The 16,371-nt window shown below is 74.2% G+C and carries 11 protein-coding genes and 1 pseudogene; 7 read left to right on the forward strand and 5 right to left on the reverse strand.

The window, feature by feature from the left end:
• Nucleotides 1-58 precede the first annotated feature (58 nt).
• The 3 genes and pseudogenes from FHX75_RS20420 to thiC form a co-directional block, all read left to right on the forward strand.
• Nucleotides 59-652: pseudogene (locus FHX75_RS20420) on the forward strand (thiamine phosphate synthase); the annotation flags it as partial.
• 218 nt (nucleotides 653-870) lie between these two features.
• Nucleotides 871-1,659 (forward strand): bifunctional hydroxymethylpyrimidine kinase/phosphomethylpyrimidine kinase, encoded by a 789-nt coding sequence (gene thiD / locus FHX75_RS20425; RefSeq protein WP_154941841.1) that lies wholly within the window; start codon nucleotides 871-873, stop codon nucleotides 1,657-1,659.
• A 17-nt stretch (nucleotides 1,660-1,676) separates the two neighbouring features.
• Entirely contained in the window at nucleotides 1,677-3,269 is a 1,593-nt protein-coding gene (gene thiC, locus FHX75_RS20430) for a phosphomethylpyrimidine synthase ThiC (protein WP_154941842.1), read from the forward strand.
• Nucleotides 3,270-3,327: 58 nt separating this feature from the next.
• Here thiC and FHX75_RS32025 read toward each other — a convergent pair whose 3' ends face one another.
• The 4 genes from FHX75_RS32025 to FHX75_RS20450 form a co-directional block, all read right to left on the reverse strand.
• A complete protein-coding gene (locus FHX75_RS32025; RefSeq protein ID WP_211364504.1) occupies nucleotides 3,328-6,654 on the reverse strand; it encodes a hypothetical protein in 3,327 nt (1,108 codons plus the stop codon).
• Nucleotides 6,655-6,719: 65 nt separating this feature from the next.
• Nucleotides 6,720-7,028 (reverse strand): cupin domain-containing protein, encoded by a 309-nt coding sequence (locus FHX75_RS20440; RefSeq protein ID WP_154941843.1) that lies wholly within the window; start codon nucleotides 7,026-7,028, stop codon nucleotides 6,720-6,722.
• Nucleotides 7,025-7,975, reverse strand: coding sequence for an LLM class F420-dependent oxidoreductase (locus tag FHX75_RS20445; protein WP_154942065.1), 951 nt, complete (start codon nucleotides 7,973-7,975; stop codon nucleotides 7,025-7,027). The genes FHX75_RS20440 and FHX75_RS20445 overlap by 4 nt, the downstream gene beginning before the upstream one ends.
• A 2-nt stretch (nucleotides 7,976-7,977) precedes the next feature.
• Nucleotides 7,978-8,757, reverse strand: coding sequence for an ABC transporter ATP-binding protein (locus FHX75_RS20450; RefSeq protein ID WP_154941844.1), 780 nt, complete (start codon nucleotides 8,755-8,757; stop codon nucleotides 7,978-7,980).
• A 268-nt stretch (nucleotides 8,758-9,025) separates the two neighbouring features.
• Here FHX75_RS20450 and FHX75_RS20455 point away from each other — a divergent pair, with 268 nt between their 5' ends.
• The gene (locus FHX75_RS20455; RefSeq protein ID WP_154941845.1) at nucleotides 9,026-10,054 is read left to right on the forward strand and encodes an ABC transporter substrate-binding protein; all 1,029 of its coding nucleotides are present in this window, start codon (nucleotides 9,026-9,028) and stop codon (nucleotides 10,052-10,054) included.
• 103 nt (nucleotides 10,055-10,157) lie between these two features.
• Complete coding sequence (locus FHX75_RS20460; RefSeq protein ID WP_425463505.1) at nucleotides 10,158-11,048, forward strand: ABC transporter permease; 891 nt, start codon at nucleotides 10,158-10,160, stop codon at nucleotides 11,046-11,048.
• A gap of 84 nt (nucleotides 11,049-11,132) precedes the next feature.
• Here FHX75_RS20460 and FHX75_RS20465 read toward each other — a convergent pair whose 3' ends face one another.
• Nucleotides 11,133-12,314, reverse strand: a complete 1,182-nt coding sequence (locus FHX75_RS20465; protein WP_154941847.1) for an ABC transporter substrate-binding protein — start codon at nucleotides 12,312-12,314, stop codon at nucleotides 11,133-11,135.
• Between the two features lie 435 nt (nucleotides 12,315-12,749).
• On the opposite strand from FHX75_RS20465, the gene FHX75_RS20470 reads away from it, so the two are divergent.
• Both FHX75_RS20470 and FHX75_RS20475 read left to right on the forward strand, forming a co-directional pair.
• Nucleotides 12,750-15,956, forward strand: coding sequence for a sensor histidine kinase (locus tag FHX75_RS20470; RefSeq protein ID WP_154941848.1), 3,207 nt, complete (start codon nucleotides 12,750-12,752; stop codon nucleotides 15,954-15,956).
• On the forward strand, nucleotides 15,953-16,360 hold the full coding sequence (locus tag FHX75_RS20475; RefSeq protein ID WP_154941849.1) for a roadblock/LC7 domain-containing protein: 408 nt from the start codon (nucleotides 15,953-15,955) through the stop codon (nucleotides 16,358-16,360). The genes FHX75_RS20470 and FHX75_RS20475 overlap by 4 nt, the downstream gene beginning before the upstream one ends.
• Nucleotides 16,361-16,371: the final 11 nt, after the last annotated feature.

Consider the following 16,371-nt stretch of genomic DNA (forward strand, 5'->3'; position numbering starts at 1 on the left):
CCCGGTGCGGTGGGCGCGTGGACCCGCGTCGGGCGCCGTGACCGGGGCCGCCCGTCCGGTGGTGCCCTCCGGGCTGGTGCTCCTCACCGACCGGTGGCAGGCCCGGCGGCCGCTGCCGGAGGTGGTCGCGGCGGCGGTGGCAGGGGGAGTGCGCTGGGTGGTGCTGCGCGAGAAGGACCTGCCCCGAGCCGAACGCGCCGCCCTCGCCGCCGCGCTGCGTCCGCTCCTCGCCGAGGCCGGCGGCACCCTGATCGTCGCCGGCCCCGACCCGCTGGACGGCGACGCCGTCCACCTGCCGTCGGCCGGCCCCTACCCGCCACCGACCCTCGACCTGGTCGGCCGCTCCTGCCACGACCGCGCCGAACTGGCCCGACTCACCACAGAGGACTACGCCACCCTCTCACCCGTCTTCCCCAGCAGGACCAAACCCGGCTACGGCCCACCCCTGCACCCGGACGGGCTCGCCGAGCTGATCCAGGCCAGCCCCGTGCCGATCCTCGCCCTCGGCGGCATCGACACCCCCGACCAGGTGCACGCCTGCGTCGCGGCGGGAGCCGTCGGCGTGGCCGTGCTCGGCGCCATCATGCGAGCCGAAGACCCCACCCAGGCCGCCACCACCCTGACCGAGGCCTTCCGAGCAGCCAGCCCCGCCACCACATCGGCAGGCTCGGCGCTCGCGCTCACCCCGGTGCCGCGAAGCCGGCACGCCCGCGCGGAGGTCTCCGGCACGGGGCTGCGGCCGACCGTGCCCACGCAGGGATCAAGCCTGACCGCCCGGAGTGGGCACGGTCGGCCGCAGCCCCCCACGTCGACACCGACGAACCCGCACGGTCGGCCGCAGCCCCTAACAGCGACCACGGGAGACACGCAGTGACGCCCACGACCGTCCTCACCATCGCCGGCTCGGACTCCGGCGGCGGCGCCGGCATCCAGGCCGACCTCAAGGTCTTCGCCGCCCTCGGCGCGTACGGCACCAGCGTGATCACGGCCGTCACCGCGCAGAACACCCGGGGCGTCGACGCCGTGCTGCCGTTGCCCCCGCGCACGGTCACCGAGCAGCTCGACAGCGTGCTCGGCGACTTCCGGGTCCGGGCGGTGAAGACCGGGATGCTCGGCACCCCGGCGGTCGCCGACGCCGTGGCCGAGGCGGCGAAGGCGGGCCGGCTGCCGTACCTGGTCGTCGACCCGGTGCTGGTCGCCACCAGTGGACACCCGCTCGGCGTGGTGGAGGCGGTCGAGCGGCTGCTGCCGTACGCGGAGGTGGCGACGCCGAACTGCGCGGAGGCCGCCGCCCTCACCGGACGCCCGGTGACCACGGTCGAGGAGATGGCGGTCGCCGCCGAGGCGATCGCCGCCGGCGGCCCGGCGCACGTGGTGGTGACCGGCGGTGACGTGGACGCCGGCGGCGAGTCGGTCGACGTGCTGTGCGGCGGCGGGACGACCATCCTGCTGCGCGCGCCCCGGGTGCGCACCCGGCACAGCCACGGCACCGGCTGCTCGTTCTCGGCGGCGATCGCCGTCCGGCTGGCGGCGGGCGACCCGGTGCCGGTCGCGGTCGCCGCCGCCAAGGAGTACGTCACCCGCGCGCTGACCGGCGCGCGGGACTGGGAACTGGGCGCGGGACGCGGCCCGCTGGACCACTTCGGCTGGTCCTGTTGACCATCAGGGAGGCTGTCATGCAGGCACGTCGCAAGGTCTACGTCGAGGGGTCTCGGCCGGACGTCCGGGTGCCGTTCGCCGAGGTGGAGCTGACCGGGGACAACCCGCCGCTGCGCCTCTACGACACCTCCGGCCCGGGCTCCGATCCGGAGGTGGGGTTGCCGCCGCTGCGCGGGGATTGGATCGCCGAGCGCGGTGACGTGGCCCCGGTGCGCGGTGCCGGCACGCCGTTGGCCGGGGCGGACGGGAAGCGGCCCACCCAGCTCGCGTACGCCCGCGCCGGGGTGGTCACGCCGGAGATGGAGTTCGTGGCGATCCGGGAGGGGTCGGCCCCGGAGTTCGTCCGGGACGAGATCGCCGCCGGCCGAGCGGTGCTGCCGCTCAACGTCAACCACCCGGAGTGCGAGCCGGCAATCATCGGCAAGGCGTTCCTGGTGAAGGTGAACGCCAACATCGGCACCTCCGCGGTCACCTCGTCGGTCGCGGAGGAGGTGGAGAAGCTGACCTGGGCGACCCGGTGGGGCGCCGACACCGTGATGGACCTGTCCACCGGCAAGCGGATCCACGAGACCCGCGAGGCCATCGTGCGCAACTCGCCGGTGCCGATCGGGACCGTGCCGATCTACCAGGCGCTGGAGAAGGTCGGCGGCGACCCGGTCAAGCTGAGCTGGGAGGTGTTCCGGGAGACCGTCGTCGAGCAGGCCGAGCAGGGCGTCGACTACATGACCGTGCACGCCGGGGTGCTGCTGCCGTACGTGCCGCTGGCCGTGGACCGGGTCACCGGGATCGTCTCCCGGGGCGGATCGATCATGGCGGCCTGGTGCCTGGCGCACCACGAGGAGAACTTCCTCTACACCAACTTCCGGGAGCTGTGCGAGATCCTGGCCCGCTACGACGTCACGTTCTCCCTCGGCGACGGGCTGCGGCCCGGGTCGATCGCGGACGCCAACGACGACGCCCAGTTCGCCGAGCTGCGGACCCTCGGCGAGCTGACGAAGATCGCCTGGGAGTACGACGTGCAGGTGATGATCGAGGGTCCGGGCCACGTCCCGATGCACAAGATCAAGGAGAACGTGGACCTCCAGCAGGAGTGGTGCCACGAGGCGCCGTTCTACACGCTCGGCCCGCTGACCACGGACATCGCCCCCGCGTACGACCACATCACCTCGGCCATCGGCGCGGCGATGATCGGCATGTTCGGCACCGCGATGCTCTGCTACGTCACCCCGAAGGAGCACCTCGGGCTGCCCGACCGGGACGACGTGAAGGCGGGCGTGATCGCGTACAAGATCGCGGCGCACGCGGCCGACCTGGCCAAGGGCCACCCCGGCGCCCAGGCCTGGGACGACGCGCTGTCCAAGGCCCGGTTCGAGTTCCGCTGGGAGGATCAGTTCAACCTCTCGCTGGACCCGGAGACCGCCCGGTCGTACCACGACGCGACGCTGCCGGCCGAGCCGGCGAAGACCGCGCACTTCTGCTCGATGTGCGGGCCGAAGTTCTGCTCGATGAAGATCACCCAGGAGCTGAAGGAGTACGCCGCGCGCGGCATGCAGGACAAGTCGGCGGAGTTCCTCTCCTCCGGCGGCCGGGTGTACCTGCCGATGGCCTGACCCCTGAATTGCAGCGGTCCGGCGACGGCGGGTGCCGTCGCCGGACCGCTGTGCTTCCTCAGTCCCGGTGGTGCCGGCCGCTGGACCGCAGCGAGCGGCGGCCGCTCTCCGTCTCCGGCTCGTTGTCGGCCAGCGGGCGGCTCAGGCCGGCGACCCAGTCGACGTACTCCTCGTCCTGCGCGGCGAGCGGCTCCGCCTCCGGGCTCTCGGCCGGCGGTTCGGCGCCGCGCGCCTTGTTGCGGCGGAACAGGCTCCGCTTCGGCCGGGACCGGTCGGCCGCCGGCTCCGTCTCGACCTCCGACGACGGCTCGGCCCCGCGAGGCTCGGCACCGGGCACCTCGGCGGCGGGCAGGTCGGTCGCCCGGCTCGCCGTACCGGGGGTGCCGGGCCGGGAGTCGTCCGCGTCCCAGCGGAAGGTGACCGGCTTCGGTTCCTCCTCCGGACCGTGGTCCGGGAAGGGCAGGCCGGCGCGGGGCGGCGCCGGCGCGGGGCGGGGGGCGGTGAAGGCGTTCCAGCTCGCCGCGCTGTTCAGGTCGGGCAGCTGGTGCCGGGGGCGGGGCGCCGGCTCGGCGGTCGCGGGAGTGGCACCGGCGGTGGGCGGGGTGTGGCGCGTCGGGACGCGGTCCGCGCCCGACGGCCGCATACCGGGCCGGGGAATCGGCGCGTCGCGGACGTCGTCCCTGGCGGACCCGGCCGAGGGGTACTCGGAGCGGGCCGGTTCGGACGCTGCCAGGTCGAACCGCGCCGAGTCGGCCGCTGTCGGGCCGAACCGTGCCGGGTCGAGCGTGGCCGGGTCGGGCGTGGCCGGGTCGAGTGGCGCGGGGTCGAGCCTGGCCGGGTTGAGCCTGGCGGTGTCGAGTTCGTTGGTGTCATGGCTGGCTTCGCCGAGCCGAGCTGTGTCGAGTTCCGGCCGGTCGAGGCGGTTCCGGTCGAGCGCCCGATCGAGTCCGGGCCGGTCGAGCCGGGGCCGGTCGAGCGCTCGCTCGGTGTCGGCCGTCGGCGGGGTGTCCGCACCGGAACGGGCGGCGGGCGCCGAGGCGGGGGAGTCGGCCGGCTCGGGGGCGGCCGTCGGGTCCGTCGCGGCGCTGGCCGCCCGCTTCGCCGAGCCCCGCCGGCCGGTGCCCGCAGCGGCGGTGCCGGGGGCGGCAGCGGCAGGAGCGGCGGTGCCGGTGGCGGCGGCAGGAGCGGCGGTGCTGGTGGCGGCGGCTGAAGCGGCAGAACCGGTGTGGGTGGCGGCGGGAGCGGCGTCGGTGGTCGACGTGGCGTCGCTGGTGGTGGCGGGGGTGGCGGCCGCCGGCTCGTCCGACCCGGCGGAGCGGGACTTGCGGGTCCGCTTCGGCCGGGGCCGGGGGGTGACGGTGGTGGCCTCGGCCGGATCGGCCGTCGCGGTGCGGTCGGCGGTGAGGGCCGCTTCCTCGGTGCCGTGCGGCTGCTCCGCCGTCGCCGTGCGCTCTGTGGTGGCTGCCGTCTCCTCGGTGTAGTTCGGCTGCTCGGCCCGGTCGGCCACCCGTGATGCCGCCGCCGACCCGACGGCGACCTGCGGCGTGACCTGGCCGACCGCTGCCGGCGCGTCGGACGGGTCGGCGGCCGGTGCAACCTGGGCCTTGTCGGCCGCGCGCGACCCGTCGGCCGGGACAGCAGCCGATGGAACCTGGGCCCGGCCGGCAGCCGATGCAACCTGGACCGGGTCGGAAGCCAGTGGAACCTGGACCGGTTCGGCAGTGGGCGGAACCTGGACCGGGTCGGCGGTCGGTGGAACCTGGACCGGTTCGGCCGTGCGCGACCCGTTCGACGGGACGGCCGGCGGCGCGGCGGGGAACCTGCCCACCACCGGCTCTCCGGTGGGCACGGCCGGCGTGACCCGGCCGGCCGTGCCGTCCCGGTCGACTCCGTCCCTGGTGTCGACCCCGGTGGCCGGCCCTGCCGGCGCGTCCCGGTCCGCCGGGGCGTCCCACTCCGTCGGCTCCACCCGGGGGCCGGCGAGGGACGCCGGTTTCGGCTCGTCAATCGGCGCGGCCGGGTCAGCCGTCCAGCGGGACCCCGGCGTACCGCGACGGTCCCGCGGCTGCGGGGCACCCGCCGCGCCGGCGACGTCGGCCTCCGGCGCAAGGCTCGGGCCCGTCGGCAGGTCGCCGTACGACGGCTCGTCCGGCGTCCGGCCGGACGGCTCCGGCCAGGTCGCCGACGCGGGTGCGCCGGCCGGGGCGTCGAGGGCGAAACCACTGTCCGGGGCGTCGAGGCCGAAACCGCTGTCGGGGCGCGGACCGGACGGCGTCGGGGTGCCGGGGGTGACCGGCCAGTCCCAGTGTGCCGGGGTCGGCCCGGCCGCCCGGGTCGCGGCCCGGTCAGCGGCCCGGTCCGTGCCGGTCGGCGTGCCGGACCCCGGCAGGGTGCCCGCGCCGGCGGCGTCGGCCAGGTCCACGGTCGCCGTACCGTCGCCGGCGGCGCTGCTCACGGCCGGGCTGTCGGGCAGCGGGCGCAGGATGTCGGTCGGCTCGATGGCGTCGTCGGCTCCGGCGGCGTTCCCGGCGTCGCTCGCCGGGAAGAGCGGCCAGCGCAGCAGCGTGGCGGCGGCCGAGCCCAGGGCGCCGGCCGCGACGGCGATCAGGGCGCCGTAGTACGGGGCGAGCTGGTAGCGGTCGGCGGGGTCGCCCGGGCCGGCGGTCAGGTAGGCGAAGGCGAGCAGCACCGGGCCGGCCACCCCGGCCGCCCCGCTGACCAGCGGGACGTGCCCGCGCCAGCGGGCCAGCGCGCCGGTCGCCGCGCCGGCCAGCAGCGCCACCGCGGGGAGAATCAGCATGGCCAGCCGCTGCGCCGCGCCCGCGTCCAACCAGGACGGCTCCAGCACGCCGAGGCGTACGGAGCGCAGCACCCCGGTGGACAGCAGCCCCGGCGCGACGGAAACCAGCGCGATCAGCCAGACCGCGCCGGTCAGCAGGGCGACGTTCCAGCCCAGCGGCGGCCGGAGCAGCACGGCCGAGGCGGCGCCCGCGCCGACCACCGCGCCGACGACCGCGCAGATCCCGACCGCCCAGACCGGGTCGACGGTGCTCAGCTCCGCGGCCCGGGCGGGTTGCATGCAGAGCGGCGCGACCACGGTCGCGCCGAGTGCGGCCGCGCCGGAGACGGCGAGTTGCGCGCCGGTGCCGTCCGACAGCCCGACGCGGCGGGCGAGCCGGACGGTGACCACGGCGCCGACCACGGCGGCGGTCACGGCGAACCAGCCGACCCAGGCGAGCTGGGCCGGCCACCGGTTCACATCTGTGAACGCGCCGTTGAGTCGTACGATCCCGAACCCGTACGCGATGCCGAGCTGACCGGCTCCGGCCAGCACGCTCACCCCGAATGCGGTGAACAGCAGCTTGCCCCACGTCCGAAAGGCCATGTCGCGCACGTTACGGCCCGGTGCGCCCGATCGCCACTGTGGCGCGGCGGGGCGACTGCCTGGGGTTACTTCAACTCGACGAGACGGGCCAGATACGTCGTGTCGCCGACGTTGGTGAGCATGTGGACCGCGCCCGGGTCCCGGTAGACCACCCCGCCGGTGGGTTCGTCGGCGTCGATCCGCGTGCCGTCGATCGTCTGCACCACGTTCTTCGCCCCCTGGACGGCCACCACCAGGTACGGGTGGTCGTGCCGGTGCAGCGGCTGCCGCTCACCCGGCTCGAGGCGGATGTGCCACACCCGTACCCGCTCGTTCTCGAAGACGATCTCCTGGCCCACCGGGCCGAGTTCCGTACCGTCGACCACGTCGGTCATCGCGTTCCGTTCAGTTGGGGGAGCACCTCGCCGGCGATGAGCTCCAGGTGGTCGAGGTCGTCGAGTTCGATCAGGCGCAGGTGCACCCGGGTGGCGCCGATCGCGGCGAACTCACCGAGCCGGTCGATGAGTTGCGCGGGGGAGCCGACCACCGGGTCCTCCGGCGGCAGGGCGCTCTTGACGTGCAGCGGCGCCGCCCGGCGGCGGGCCTCGGCGTCGGTCCGCCCGATCGCCACCACCACCCCGGCGGAGAGCACCAGCGGGGCCCGCCCCGACTCGGCACGCCCGGTCCGGTCGCACGCCTCGCGGACCCGCTCGTACGCCGCGGCGGTCTCCTCGACCGACTTGAAGGGCATGTTGAACTCGTCGGCGTACCGGGCGGCCAGTTCGGGGGTGCGCTTCGGGCCGCGCCCGCCGACGATCACCGGCGGGCCGGGCCGTTGCACGGGCTTGGGCAGCGCGGGCGCGTCCACCAGCCGGTAGTGGTCGCCGAGGTGGGTGTAGGTGTCGCCGACCGGGGTCCGCCACAGCCCGGTGACGATCTCCAGCTGTTCGGCCAGCCGGTCGAATCGCTCACCCACGGCGGGGAACGGGATGCCGTACGAGGTGTGCTCGCGCTCGTACCAGCCGGCGCCGATGCCCAGCTCGACCCGGCCGCCGCTCATCTGGTCCACCTGGGCCACCATCACGGCCAGCGGCCCGGGCAGCCGGAAGGTGGCCGAGGTGACCAGCGTGCCGAGCCGGATCCGGGTGGTCTCCCGGGCCAGCGCGGCGAGGGTCAGCCAGGCGTCGGTCGGGCCGGGCAGCCCGGGCTCGTCGCCCATCGCCTGGTAGTGGTCGGCCCGCAGGAACCCGTCGAAGCCGCCCGCCTCCACCAGTCGGGCGAACCGGAGCTGGTCGTCGTAGCTGGCACCGCGGTGCGGCTCGACGAAGACGGCCACCCGCATGCTCATCGTCTCTCCGCCACGGCCGGCGTCTCGCGCTCCATCAGCAGTTCGTGCAGTTCGGCGCTGACCCGGGCGACGTCGGCCAGGTGGGCGTTGCGGCCGAGGGTGCGCGGTCGGGGGATGGTCACCTCGACGATCTTGCGGATCCGCCCCGGACGCGGGCTGAGCACGACCACCCGGTCGGCCAGCAGCACCGCCTCGTCGATGGAGTGGGTGACGAAGACGACGGTCGCTCCGGTCTCCATGTGCACGCGTTGCAGTTCGCCGGAGAGTTCCTCGCGGGTGAGCGCGTCCAGGGCGGAGAAGGGCTCGTCCATCAGCATCACCCGGGGCTCGCCGATCAGCGACCGGCAGAGCGACACCCGCTGCTGCATGCCGCCGGAGAGCTCGTGCGGCAGCCGCTTCTCGAACCCGCCGAGGCCGGCCATCTCCAGCAGTTGGCGGGCCCGGTCGCGGTGCCCGGCCCGGCTCCAGCCGAAGATCTCCACCGGCAGCAGGACGTTGTCCAGCACGGTGCGCCAGGGGAGCAGGGCGGGGCGCTGGAAGAGCATCGCGATGTCCTGGCGGGGCCGGGTGACCGCCGTGCCGCCCACGGTGATCTCGCCGCTGGTCACCGGCAGCAGCCCGGCGACCATGCGCAGCAGGGTGGACTTTCCGCAGCCGGAGCGGCCCAGCACCGCGACGAACTCGCCCTCGGCGACCGCCAGGTCGATGCCGCGCAGCGCCTCGACCCGGCCGGAGCGGCCGTCGAAGGTACGCGACACGTCGGCGAGTCGGATCATGTCCGGCGGGCCTCCCCTGAGTGGGCGGTCAGGAATCCGACAAAGGCTATCCGGCGTGTGGCACTTGCCAACAGTCCGGGGTGGACGCTCAGTTGTTTCCGTTCCGCAACCCGGTGCGACTGGTGTCGTGACGGTGGGTCTCTCGTACGCTGTGCCCGCGAAGAGTCCCTTCACGACGGTGGCGTCGGCTCCCCCCATCACGCCGGCACCGCCGGACCGACAACCCCTCCGGGTGGCATGACCCGGTCGGAAAGGACATGGTGCACTGATGAGAAGGCTGACCCGTACGGTCGCCGCGGCCGCCCTGGCCACCGCCCTCGCCCTGGTCTCCGCGTGCAGCAGCGGCTCGGACGACTCCGACGCCAAGGGCGGTGACGGCAAGGCGTTGGAGAAGGTGACCTACCTGACCTCCTTCGGCAACTTCGGCCGTGACTCGTACGCCTGGGTGGCGAAGGAGAAGGGCTTCTTCAAGGAGGCCGGCTTCGAGGTGGAGATCAAGCCGGGCCAGGGCACCGGCTCGGTCATCCAGACCGTCGTCGGCGGCCAGGCCGACTTCGGCCCGATCGACCTGACCGGTGGCCTGCTCCAGCTCGGCAACGGCGCCGCCAAGGACTTCGTGGTGGTGGCGGCGATCCAGCAGCGCACCATGGCCGCCGTGGTCAGCGTCGAGGGCAAGAACATCGCCACGCCGAAGGACCTGGAGGGCAAGAAGCTCGCCGACACCCCCACCTCCGTGGTCCGCCAGCTCTTCCCGACGTACGCCCGGCTCGCCGGTGTCGACGCCAGCAAGGTGACCTGGGTCAACGGTGAGGCGCAGACCCTGATGGGCACCCTGGCCTCCGGCACGGTCGACGGCATCGGCCAGTTCGTGGTCGGCCAGCCCACCGTCCAGGCGGTGACCAAGAAGAAGCCGGTCGTCCTGCCGTACAGCGAGGTCATGCAGGACCTCTACGGCAACGCCCTGATCACCTCGGCCAAGCTCGCCAAGGAGAAGCCGGAGATGGTCAAGCGCTTCACCGCGGCGCTGCTCAAGGGCCTGGAGTACGCCCTGGCCAACCCGCAGGAGGCCGCCGACCTGCTGAAGAAGAACGTCCCCGCCACCGTCCCGGCCGCGGCCGCCGCCGAGCTCCAGCTGATGGCCGGGTACGTCCGGTCCAGCAACTCCGGCACCGCCATCGGCACCCTGGACAGCGAGCGGGTCGCCAAGAGCATCGCGCTGCTGCAGGGCGCCGGCGCGCTCAAGCAGAACATCACCCCGGACCAGATCATCGACTTCAGCCTGGCGCCGAAGGCCTGATCGACACCGACCGTGCCACGGGGGTGCGGGCACCGGGACAGCGACCGGTGGCCGCGCCCCCGTGGCCGTGCCGGCCCTCGGCCGGCAGGAGAGGATGGGACACGTGACGCCGATCCGTACCCGCTCCGGAGCGGGGGAGGCGGAGCGCGACGTCCCCACGGGCGCCGCGGCCGACGCGCCCGGGGTGCCGACCACGCCACCGGCCGCCGCACCGTCGCGGCGCCCGGGGGTACGCCCGGCGACGGTCGGCCTGCCGCTGCTCGGCCTGGTGATCGCGGTGACCGTCTGGTGGCTGGTCACCTCGGGGTTGAAGCTGGTCCATCCGGCGTCCCTGCCGCCGCCGCAGGACGTCTGGGCGGCGCTGACCGCGGCGGCCGACGTGCTGCTGCCGGCGCTGGGGATCACCACGCTGATGACGCTGCTGGGCTTCGTGCTCTCCGCCGCCGCCGGGGTGCTGATCGGGATGGCGCTGGCCGCCTCCCGGCGGGCCGAGCGGATGTTCGCGCCGCTGCTGGTGGCGATCAACGCGGTGCCGAAGATCGCCCTCGGGCCGCTGCTGGTGGTCTCGGTCGGCTGGGGCGAGAAACCCATCCTGACCATGGTCTTCCTGCTCTGCTTCTTCCCGATCGTGCTGTCCACCGCGACCGGGCTCACCACCACCCCGGCGGACCTGGCCGAGCTGGCCCGGTCGCTGAACGCCTCGTGGTGGCAGGCGTTCCGCAAGGTGCGCTTCCCGGCCGCGCTGCCGCAGATCTTCGTCGGGCTGAAGGTGGCGATGCCGCTGGCCGCCATCGGCGCGGTGATCGGCGAGTTCTACTCCGACAAGCCGGGCCTCGGCTACCAGATCCTGCAGTACAACGGCATCGGGGACACCGCCACCGCCTGGGCGGCGATCGTGCTCATCGCGGCGATGAGCATCGTGCTCTACGCCGCCCTCTCCCTGGTCGAGCGCCTCGCCCTGCCCTGGGTACGCGCCACCACCAGCGCCCGCTGACCGGGACGACGGGCTTCTCCACGCGACTGGCCGGCCCCCATCCGGGGAGCCGGCCAGTGCCGTTCGAGGTGTAGCCCGCTGAACTCAGCCGGCCAGCCGCCAGCGCCCACCCCGGGCGACCAGCGTCGTCAGCGCCTGGGGCATCAGCCCGGAGTGGTTGTCCGGCGTCATCCGGATCGGCCCGGACAGCCCGTCCATCTGGGACGTCTCCAGCACGTCCCGGATGCCGTCCCGGTTGACCTGGTCGGCCGGGCCGCCGGCCCGCAGCGCGGCGTCGGCGATCAGCTGGACGGCGTCGGCGGCGAAGGAGGAGAAGCCGTTGTAGCCGCCGAACCGGGCGGTGTAGTCCTGGAACCACTGCCGCCGGGCCGCCTTGGCCGGGGTGGTGGCGATGACGTCGTCGATCACCATGGTCTGGGTGAAGATCAGGGTGGCCCGCTCGGTGGACCGGGCGGCGTTGCCGAGGAAGAGGTCGCCGGCGGCGGCCGCGTCGAGGAAGAGCGACCCGGAGAAGCCCGCCTCCTGCGCGCTGGTCGCGGCGAGGGACGCCTGCTCCGGCGGGGTCCAGAGCAGCAGCGCCTGCGCCTCGCCGGAGGCGAGCAGGCGGACCGGCTGGCTGACGTCGGTGTCGGTGGTGCGCACCGCCTCGTTGCGGACCAGCCGGATCTTGGCCTTGTCGAACTCGCCGCGCAGCGCGGTCAGGCCCTCCCGGCCGTAGTCGTCGTCGCTGTGCAGCACGGCGACCTTACGGATGCCCTTTCGGCGCAGTTCCGTGGTGAGCGCCGCGGCGCTGTCGGCGGCGTTGGGGGCCAGTTTGAAGACGTACCGCCGATCGGCGACCGGGTTGGAGATCGCGCTGGACGGGGCGAGCGCGATGGTGGGGATCTTCTTCTCGTTGATGGTGAGTACGGCGCCGACGGCGCATTCGTTGCAACCGCCCATGATGATCGCGCTGACCTTGGAATCGCCGCTGAAGTCGGTGATGTTCCGCAGTGACTCACTGGCGTCGGAACGGTTGTCCTTCACCTCGAGCCGGATCTTTCGGCTGCCCAGGGCGCCGGACGTGTTCAGCTGCTCGACCCTCAGTTCCAGCGCGCGCTGGTACGCCTTGCCGACCGGGGCCGCCGCGCCGGAGAGTTCGAGGTCCGCGGCGATGACGATGGGGCTGGTGTCCTCCTGCCCCGCCCCGAACGAACAGCCGGTGAGCGTGGTGGCCAGCACGGCCGATGCGAGCGCCACGATGGTCGCGGAGCGGATGGGGCTCAACTCAGTCCTCCAGGTGCGGCGCGGGCGCTGCCCGGTCACCGCCGCTAGTCCGTCCTCAGTGGAGATACGGGATTGTCTGCCGTACGGTGTGCGCGAAGCCTGCAAAACCTTGCCAATGCCGGGCCCCGCGGTCAAGCGCGGAAGCCCGCAGTGGTTTCGGGACGGCTTTCCCACATGTTGGGGTCATCAGATATTTACCGACGCTCACTGCGGCGAGGCGATCGGCCACTCTGGAGTGAGAATGCCTGTTCAGAGCGTGGGCGACAATGAGGCCGAAAGGTGACGAGGCCGCCGGCTGACCGTTTCCTGCCTCACTGCGGCTTCCCAAACGCGATCTTCTCTGATGAAATCGCGGCCGTGCCGCGCGTGGCGCTCTCCGCTGCACCAGGCACGGGTCGGCGGGTCACGCGTGGAAGATACGACGGAGGCGATGTCGTGAGCACCGGACCGACGACCCTGCCCGAAATCGGCGACGCCGCCCAGCGCGACCGGGGGCGGCGGCTGCCTCGACTGCGGGACGCGCGGATCCGCTCCAAACTCGCCCTCATTCTGGTGGTGCCGGTCGCCGCGGTCATCGCTCTGGCAACTATCCGACTCATCTCCACCGGTGAGGGCGCGTACGACGCCACCCGGATCCGGTCGCTGACCGCGCTCTCCGTCGACGTCTCCGCGCTCACCCAGGACCTGCACAAGGAGCGGATGGCGGCGGCCGGCTACCTGGCCACGCCGCAGCAGAAGGCCGACGACTACAACCTGCGGGTCCGCGCCACCGACCAGCGGATCGCGGAGTACCGCGCCGAGCGCGGCCGGATCGGCGAGGTCCCGTCGGCCGTCCGCGACCGGCTCAAGGTCATCGACGATCACCTGGAGACGCTCAACGGCACCCGCCAGGAGGTGCTCGACCGTCGGCAGATGCCGGTGGCCGAGGCCACCCTGCGCTACGGCATCGTCCTGACCGACCTGGTCTCGTACGGCGACGCCCTGGCGCAGCTCCCCGGGCAGGAGAGCCTCGCCGACGCCCGCCGCGCGGTGGCCGCGTTCAGCCGCGCCAAGGCGGCCGTCGCCGAGGAGGAGGCGGTCGCCTACACCGCGCTCAGCGCCGGCCGGATCGACGAGGAGCAGTTCTCCGCCTTCGTCACCACGCTGACCGGCCAGCAGGAGGCGCTGGTCGCCTTCTCCCTGGCCGCCGACCCGGACCAGCGGGCCCTGGTCGAGGGCACCGTCTCCGGCGACGCGGTCGGCCTCGCCGACCGGGTGGCCGCCGACATCACCCGCTCGGTGGGGCAGCAGCCACTGGTCGGCGCGGCCGACGCGAGCGCCTCGATCGGCGCGGTCACCGACCTGATGCGGTGGGCCGAGATCCAGCTCCAGGACCGCCTGCTCGACCGGGCCGAGCAGGCCCGCAGCGACGTGATCCGGCAGGCCGTGATCGAGTCGGCGCTGGTGCTGCTCACCCTGATCATCGCCGTCTCGCTCGCCGTGGTGCTGGCCCGCTCGCTCAACCACTCGCTGCGGCGACTGCGCGAGGGCGCCCTGTCGGTGGCCAACCACGACCTGCCGGACGCGGTGCGGCGGCTGCAGAACATGGGCAGCGTCGGCGAGGGCGGCGTGGACGAGATCGTGCGCCAGGTCCGCGACCCGATCCGGCTGCGCAACCGCGACGAGGTCGGCCAGGTGGCGCTGGCCTTCAACGTCGTGCACCGCGAGGCGGTCCGGGTCGCCGCCGAACAGGCTGCCCTGCGCACCAGCGTCTCGGCAATGTTCCTCAACCTGGCCCGGCGCAGTCAGACGCTGGTCGACCGGATGATCGGCGAGCTGGACGCGATCGAGCGCAGCGAGGAGGACCCGAAGCGCCTCGCCCAGCTCTTCGAGCTCGACCACCTGGCCACCCGGATGCGCCGCAACGACGAGAACCTGCTCGTCCTGGCCGGCGCCGACTCGGCGGTGCCCCGCCGCGACGACGCGCTGCTGGTCGACGTCCTGCGGGCCGCCCAGTCCGAGGTCGAGCTCTACAACCGCATCGAGTTCGGCACCGTCGACACCGACATCTCGGTCTCCGCCCACGCCGTCAACGACGTGGTCCGCCTGGTCGCCGAACTGCTCGACAACGCCACCCGCTTCTCGCCGCCGACCACCACGGTGGTCGCCGACGGCCGCCGGATCCGCGACTATGTGCTGATCCAGATCGAGGACCGGGGCCTGGGCCTCACCGACGAGCAGCTCGACTCGCTCAACCGCCGGCTGGCCGCGCCGCCGAGCGTGGACGTGGCCGCGTTCCGGCTGATGGGTCTGGCCGTGGTGAGCCGGCTCGCCTCCCGGTACGGCATCCGGGTGGAGCTGCGGCGCAACGTCGAGGGCGGCACGGTCGCCCAGGTGACGCTGCCCACCTCGACCGTGGTGCTGCCCGCCCACCGGGGCCGGGACCAGTCGCTGCCCCGGTCGCGCCAGCCGCTGGCGGTCGAGCAGCCGCCGCTCACCCCGGCCGGCCTCGGCGATTCGCTGACCAGCGGGCGTACCGGCGCGGCGACGCTGACCGACCAGTGGCGGGCCGCCCCGCCGGCTCCGGCGCCCTGGCAGCCTCCGGTCGACGCGCGGGACACCGCCCCGGCGGTGACGCTCGGCGGCCAGGTCCCGTCCGCGCCCACCTCCGCCGTGCCCGCCTCGGCCGTGCCGACGTCGGCTGCGCCCACCTCCGCGCTGCCGTACTCGGCCGCCCCGGCGGAGCCGGCGTACGGAGCCGGCTACCCGACGGGGGCCCAGCCCCTGGTCGACCCGCGGCCGAGGCTGCCGAAGCGGACCCCGGCCGCCGACGCCGCCCCGGCGCTGCCCCTCGGGCCGGTCGCCGGCGTGCCGTCGGCACCGGCCGAACCGTTCACCCCGGCGCCCCCACCGTTCACCCCGTTCGGGGCGGCACCGGCGGCGACCCCGGCCGCGGCGGAGACCCCGGCGGTGCCGTACACCCCGCCCGCCCCGGCGCCGGCCGTCCCGGTGGTGGCCCGCCCGACCCGGCCGGCCGACTCGCCGATATTCCGCGAGATGGAGGCGGTCTGGTTCCGGTCCCACGGGGACGACGCCACCGCCATCTTCACCCGGCCCAACTTCGACGAGCCGCGGGCCGACGCCTCCGTCGCGAAGCCCGGCCGGCCGCCGCTGCCGACCCGGGGGCCGAGTGCCTCGAACGCGGCCGGCACCCCGTCCGTGGGATCGCCCGCCGCCGGCACCGCGTCCGTCGGGTCGGCCGCCGGGCAGCCGCCGGTCGCGTCGCCGCCCCCCTCGTACGTTCCGCAGGCGGCGCCGTCCGCGCCGCCGGCGACCCCCACCGCCCCGCCGCCCACGGAGCCCGCCACCCCGCCACCCGCGGAGTCGGACGCCTGGCGGACGGCGGCCGACGAAGGCTGGTCCCGGGCCATCCGGGCCGCCGAGCCGGCCACCGGCGGCACCACCCGCTCCGGCCTGCCGAAGCGGGTGCCCCAGGCCCAGCTCGTCCCCGGCGGCATCGAGCCGAAGGACGGACGGGACCGTAGCCGCCGTACCCCCGACGAGGTCCGCGGCCTGCTCTCCGCCTACCACCGCGGGGTGCAGCGCGGCCGTTCGGCCGGTACGGACCAGAACAGCACCTCGACCAAGGAGACGCGCCGATGAACAGGCCAGCTGCCATGCAGGACATGGTTTGGCTGCTCACCAACTTCGCCGACAGCGTGGCGGGTATCGCCCACGTGGTGGCGGTGTCCGCGGACGGGCTGCTGCTCGCCTCGTCGCGGGACCTGCCGGGGGACCGGGCGGACCAACTCGCCGCCATCACCTCCGGCGTGGTGAGCCTGACCGAGGGGGCCGCCCGGATGTTCAGCGCGGGCGGTGTGCTCCAGACGGTGATCGAGATGGACAGCGGCTACCTGTTCCTGATGTCGATCAGTGACGGGTCGTCGATGGCCGTGCTCGCGGCGCGCAGCTGCGACGTCGGGCAGGTCGGCTACGAGATGGCGCTGCTCGTCGAGCGGGTGGGCGCCGCGCTGGTGCGGCTGCCCCGCGACGCCGTGCGCTCGTAGGCGGGCGGTAC

The sequence above is a fragment of the Micromonospora palomenae genome (assembly GCF_007829925.1).
Taxonomy (GTDB): Bacteria; Actinomycetota; Actinomycetes; order Mycobacteriales; family Micromonosporaceae; genus Micromonospora; species Micromonospora purpureochromogenes.

Excerpts from the sequence above, each read along its gene's own strand:
- thiC (WP_154941842.1), top strand. The coding sequence starts at position 1,677 with ATGCAGGCACGTCGCAAGGTCTACGTCGAGGGGTCTCGGCCGGACGTC.
- FHX75_RS32025 (WP_211364504.1), bottom strand. The coding sequence starts at position 6,654 with ATGGCCTTTCGGACGTGGGGCAAGCTGCTGTTCACCGCATTCGGGGTG.
- FHX75_RS20440 (WP_154941843.1), bottom strand. The coding sequence starts at position 7,028 with ATGACCGACGTGGTCGACGGTACGGAACTCGGCCCGGTGGGCCAGGAG.
- FHX75_RS20445 (WP_154942065.1), bottom strand. The coding sequence starts at position 7,975 with ATGCGGGTGGCCGTCTTCGTCGAGCCGCACCGCGGTGCCAGCTACGAC.
- FHX75_RS20450 (WP_154941844.1), bottom strand. The coding sequence starts at position 8,757 with ATGATCCGACTCGCCGACGTGTCGCGTACCTTCGACGGCCGCTCCGGC.
- FHX75_RS20455 (WP_154941845.1), top strand. The coding sequence starts at position 9,026 with ATGAGAAGGCTGACCCGTACGGTCGCCGCGGCCGCCCTGGCCACCGCC.
- FHX75_RS20475 (WP_154941849.1), top strand. The coding sequence starts at position 15,953 with ATGAACAGGCCAGCTGCCATGCAGGACATGGTTTGGCTGCTCACCAAC.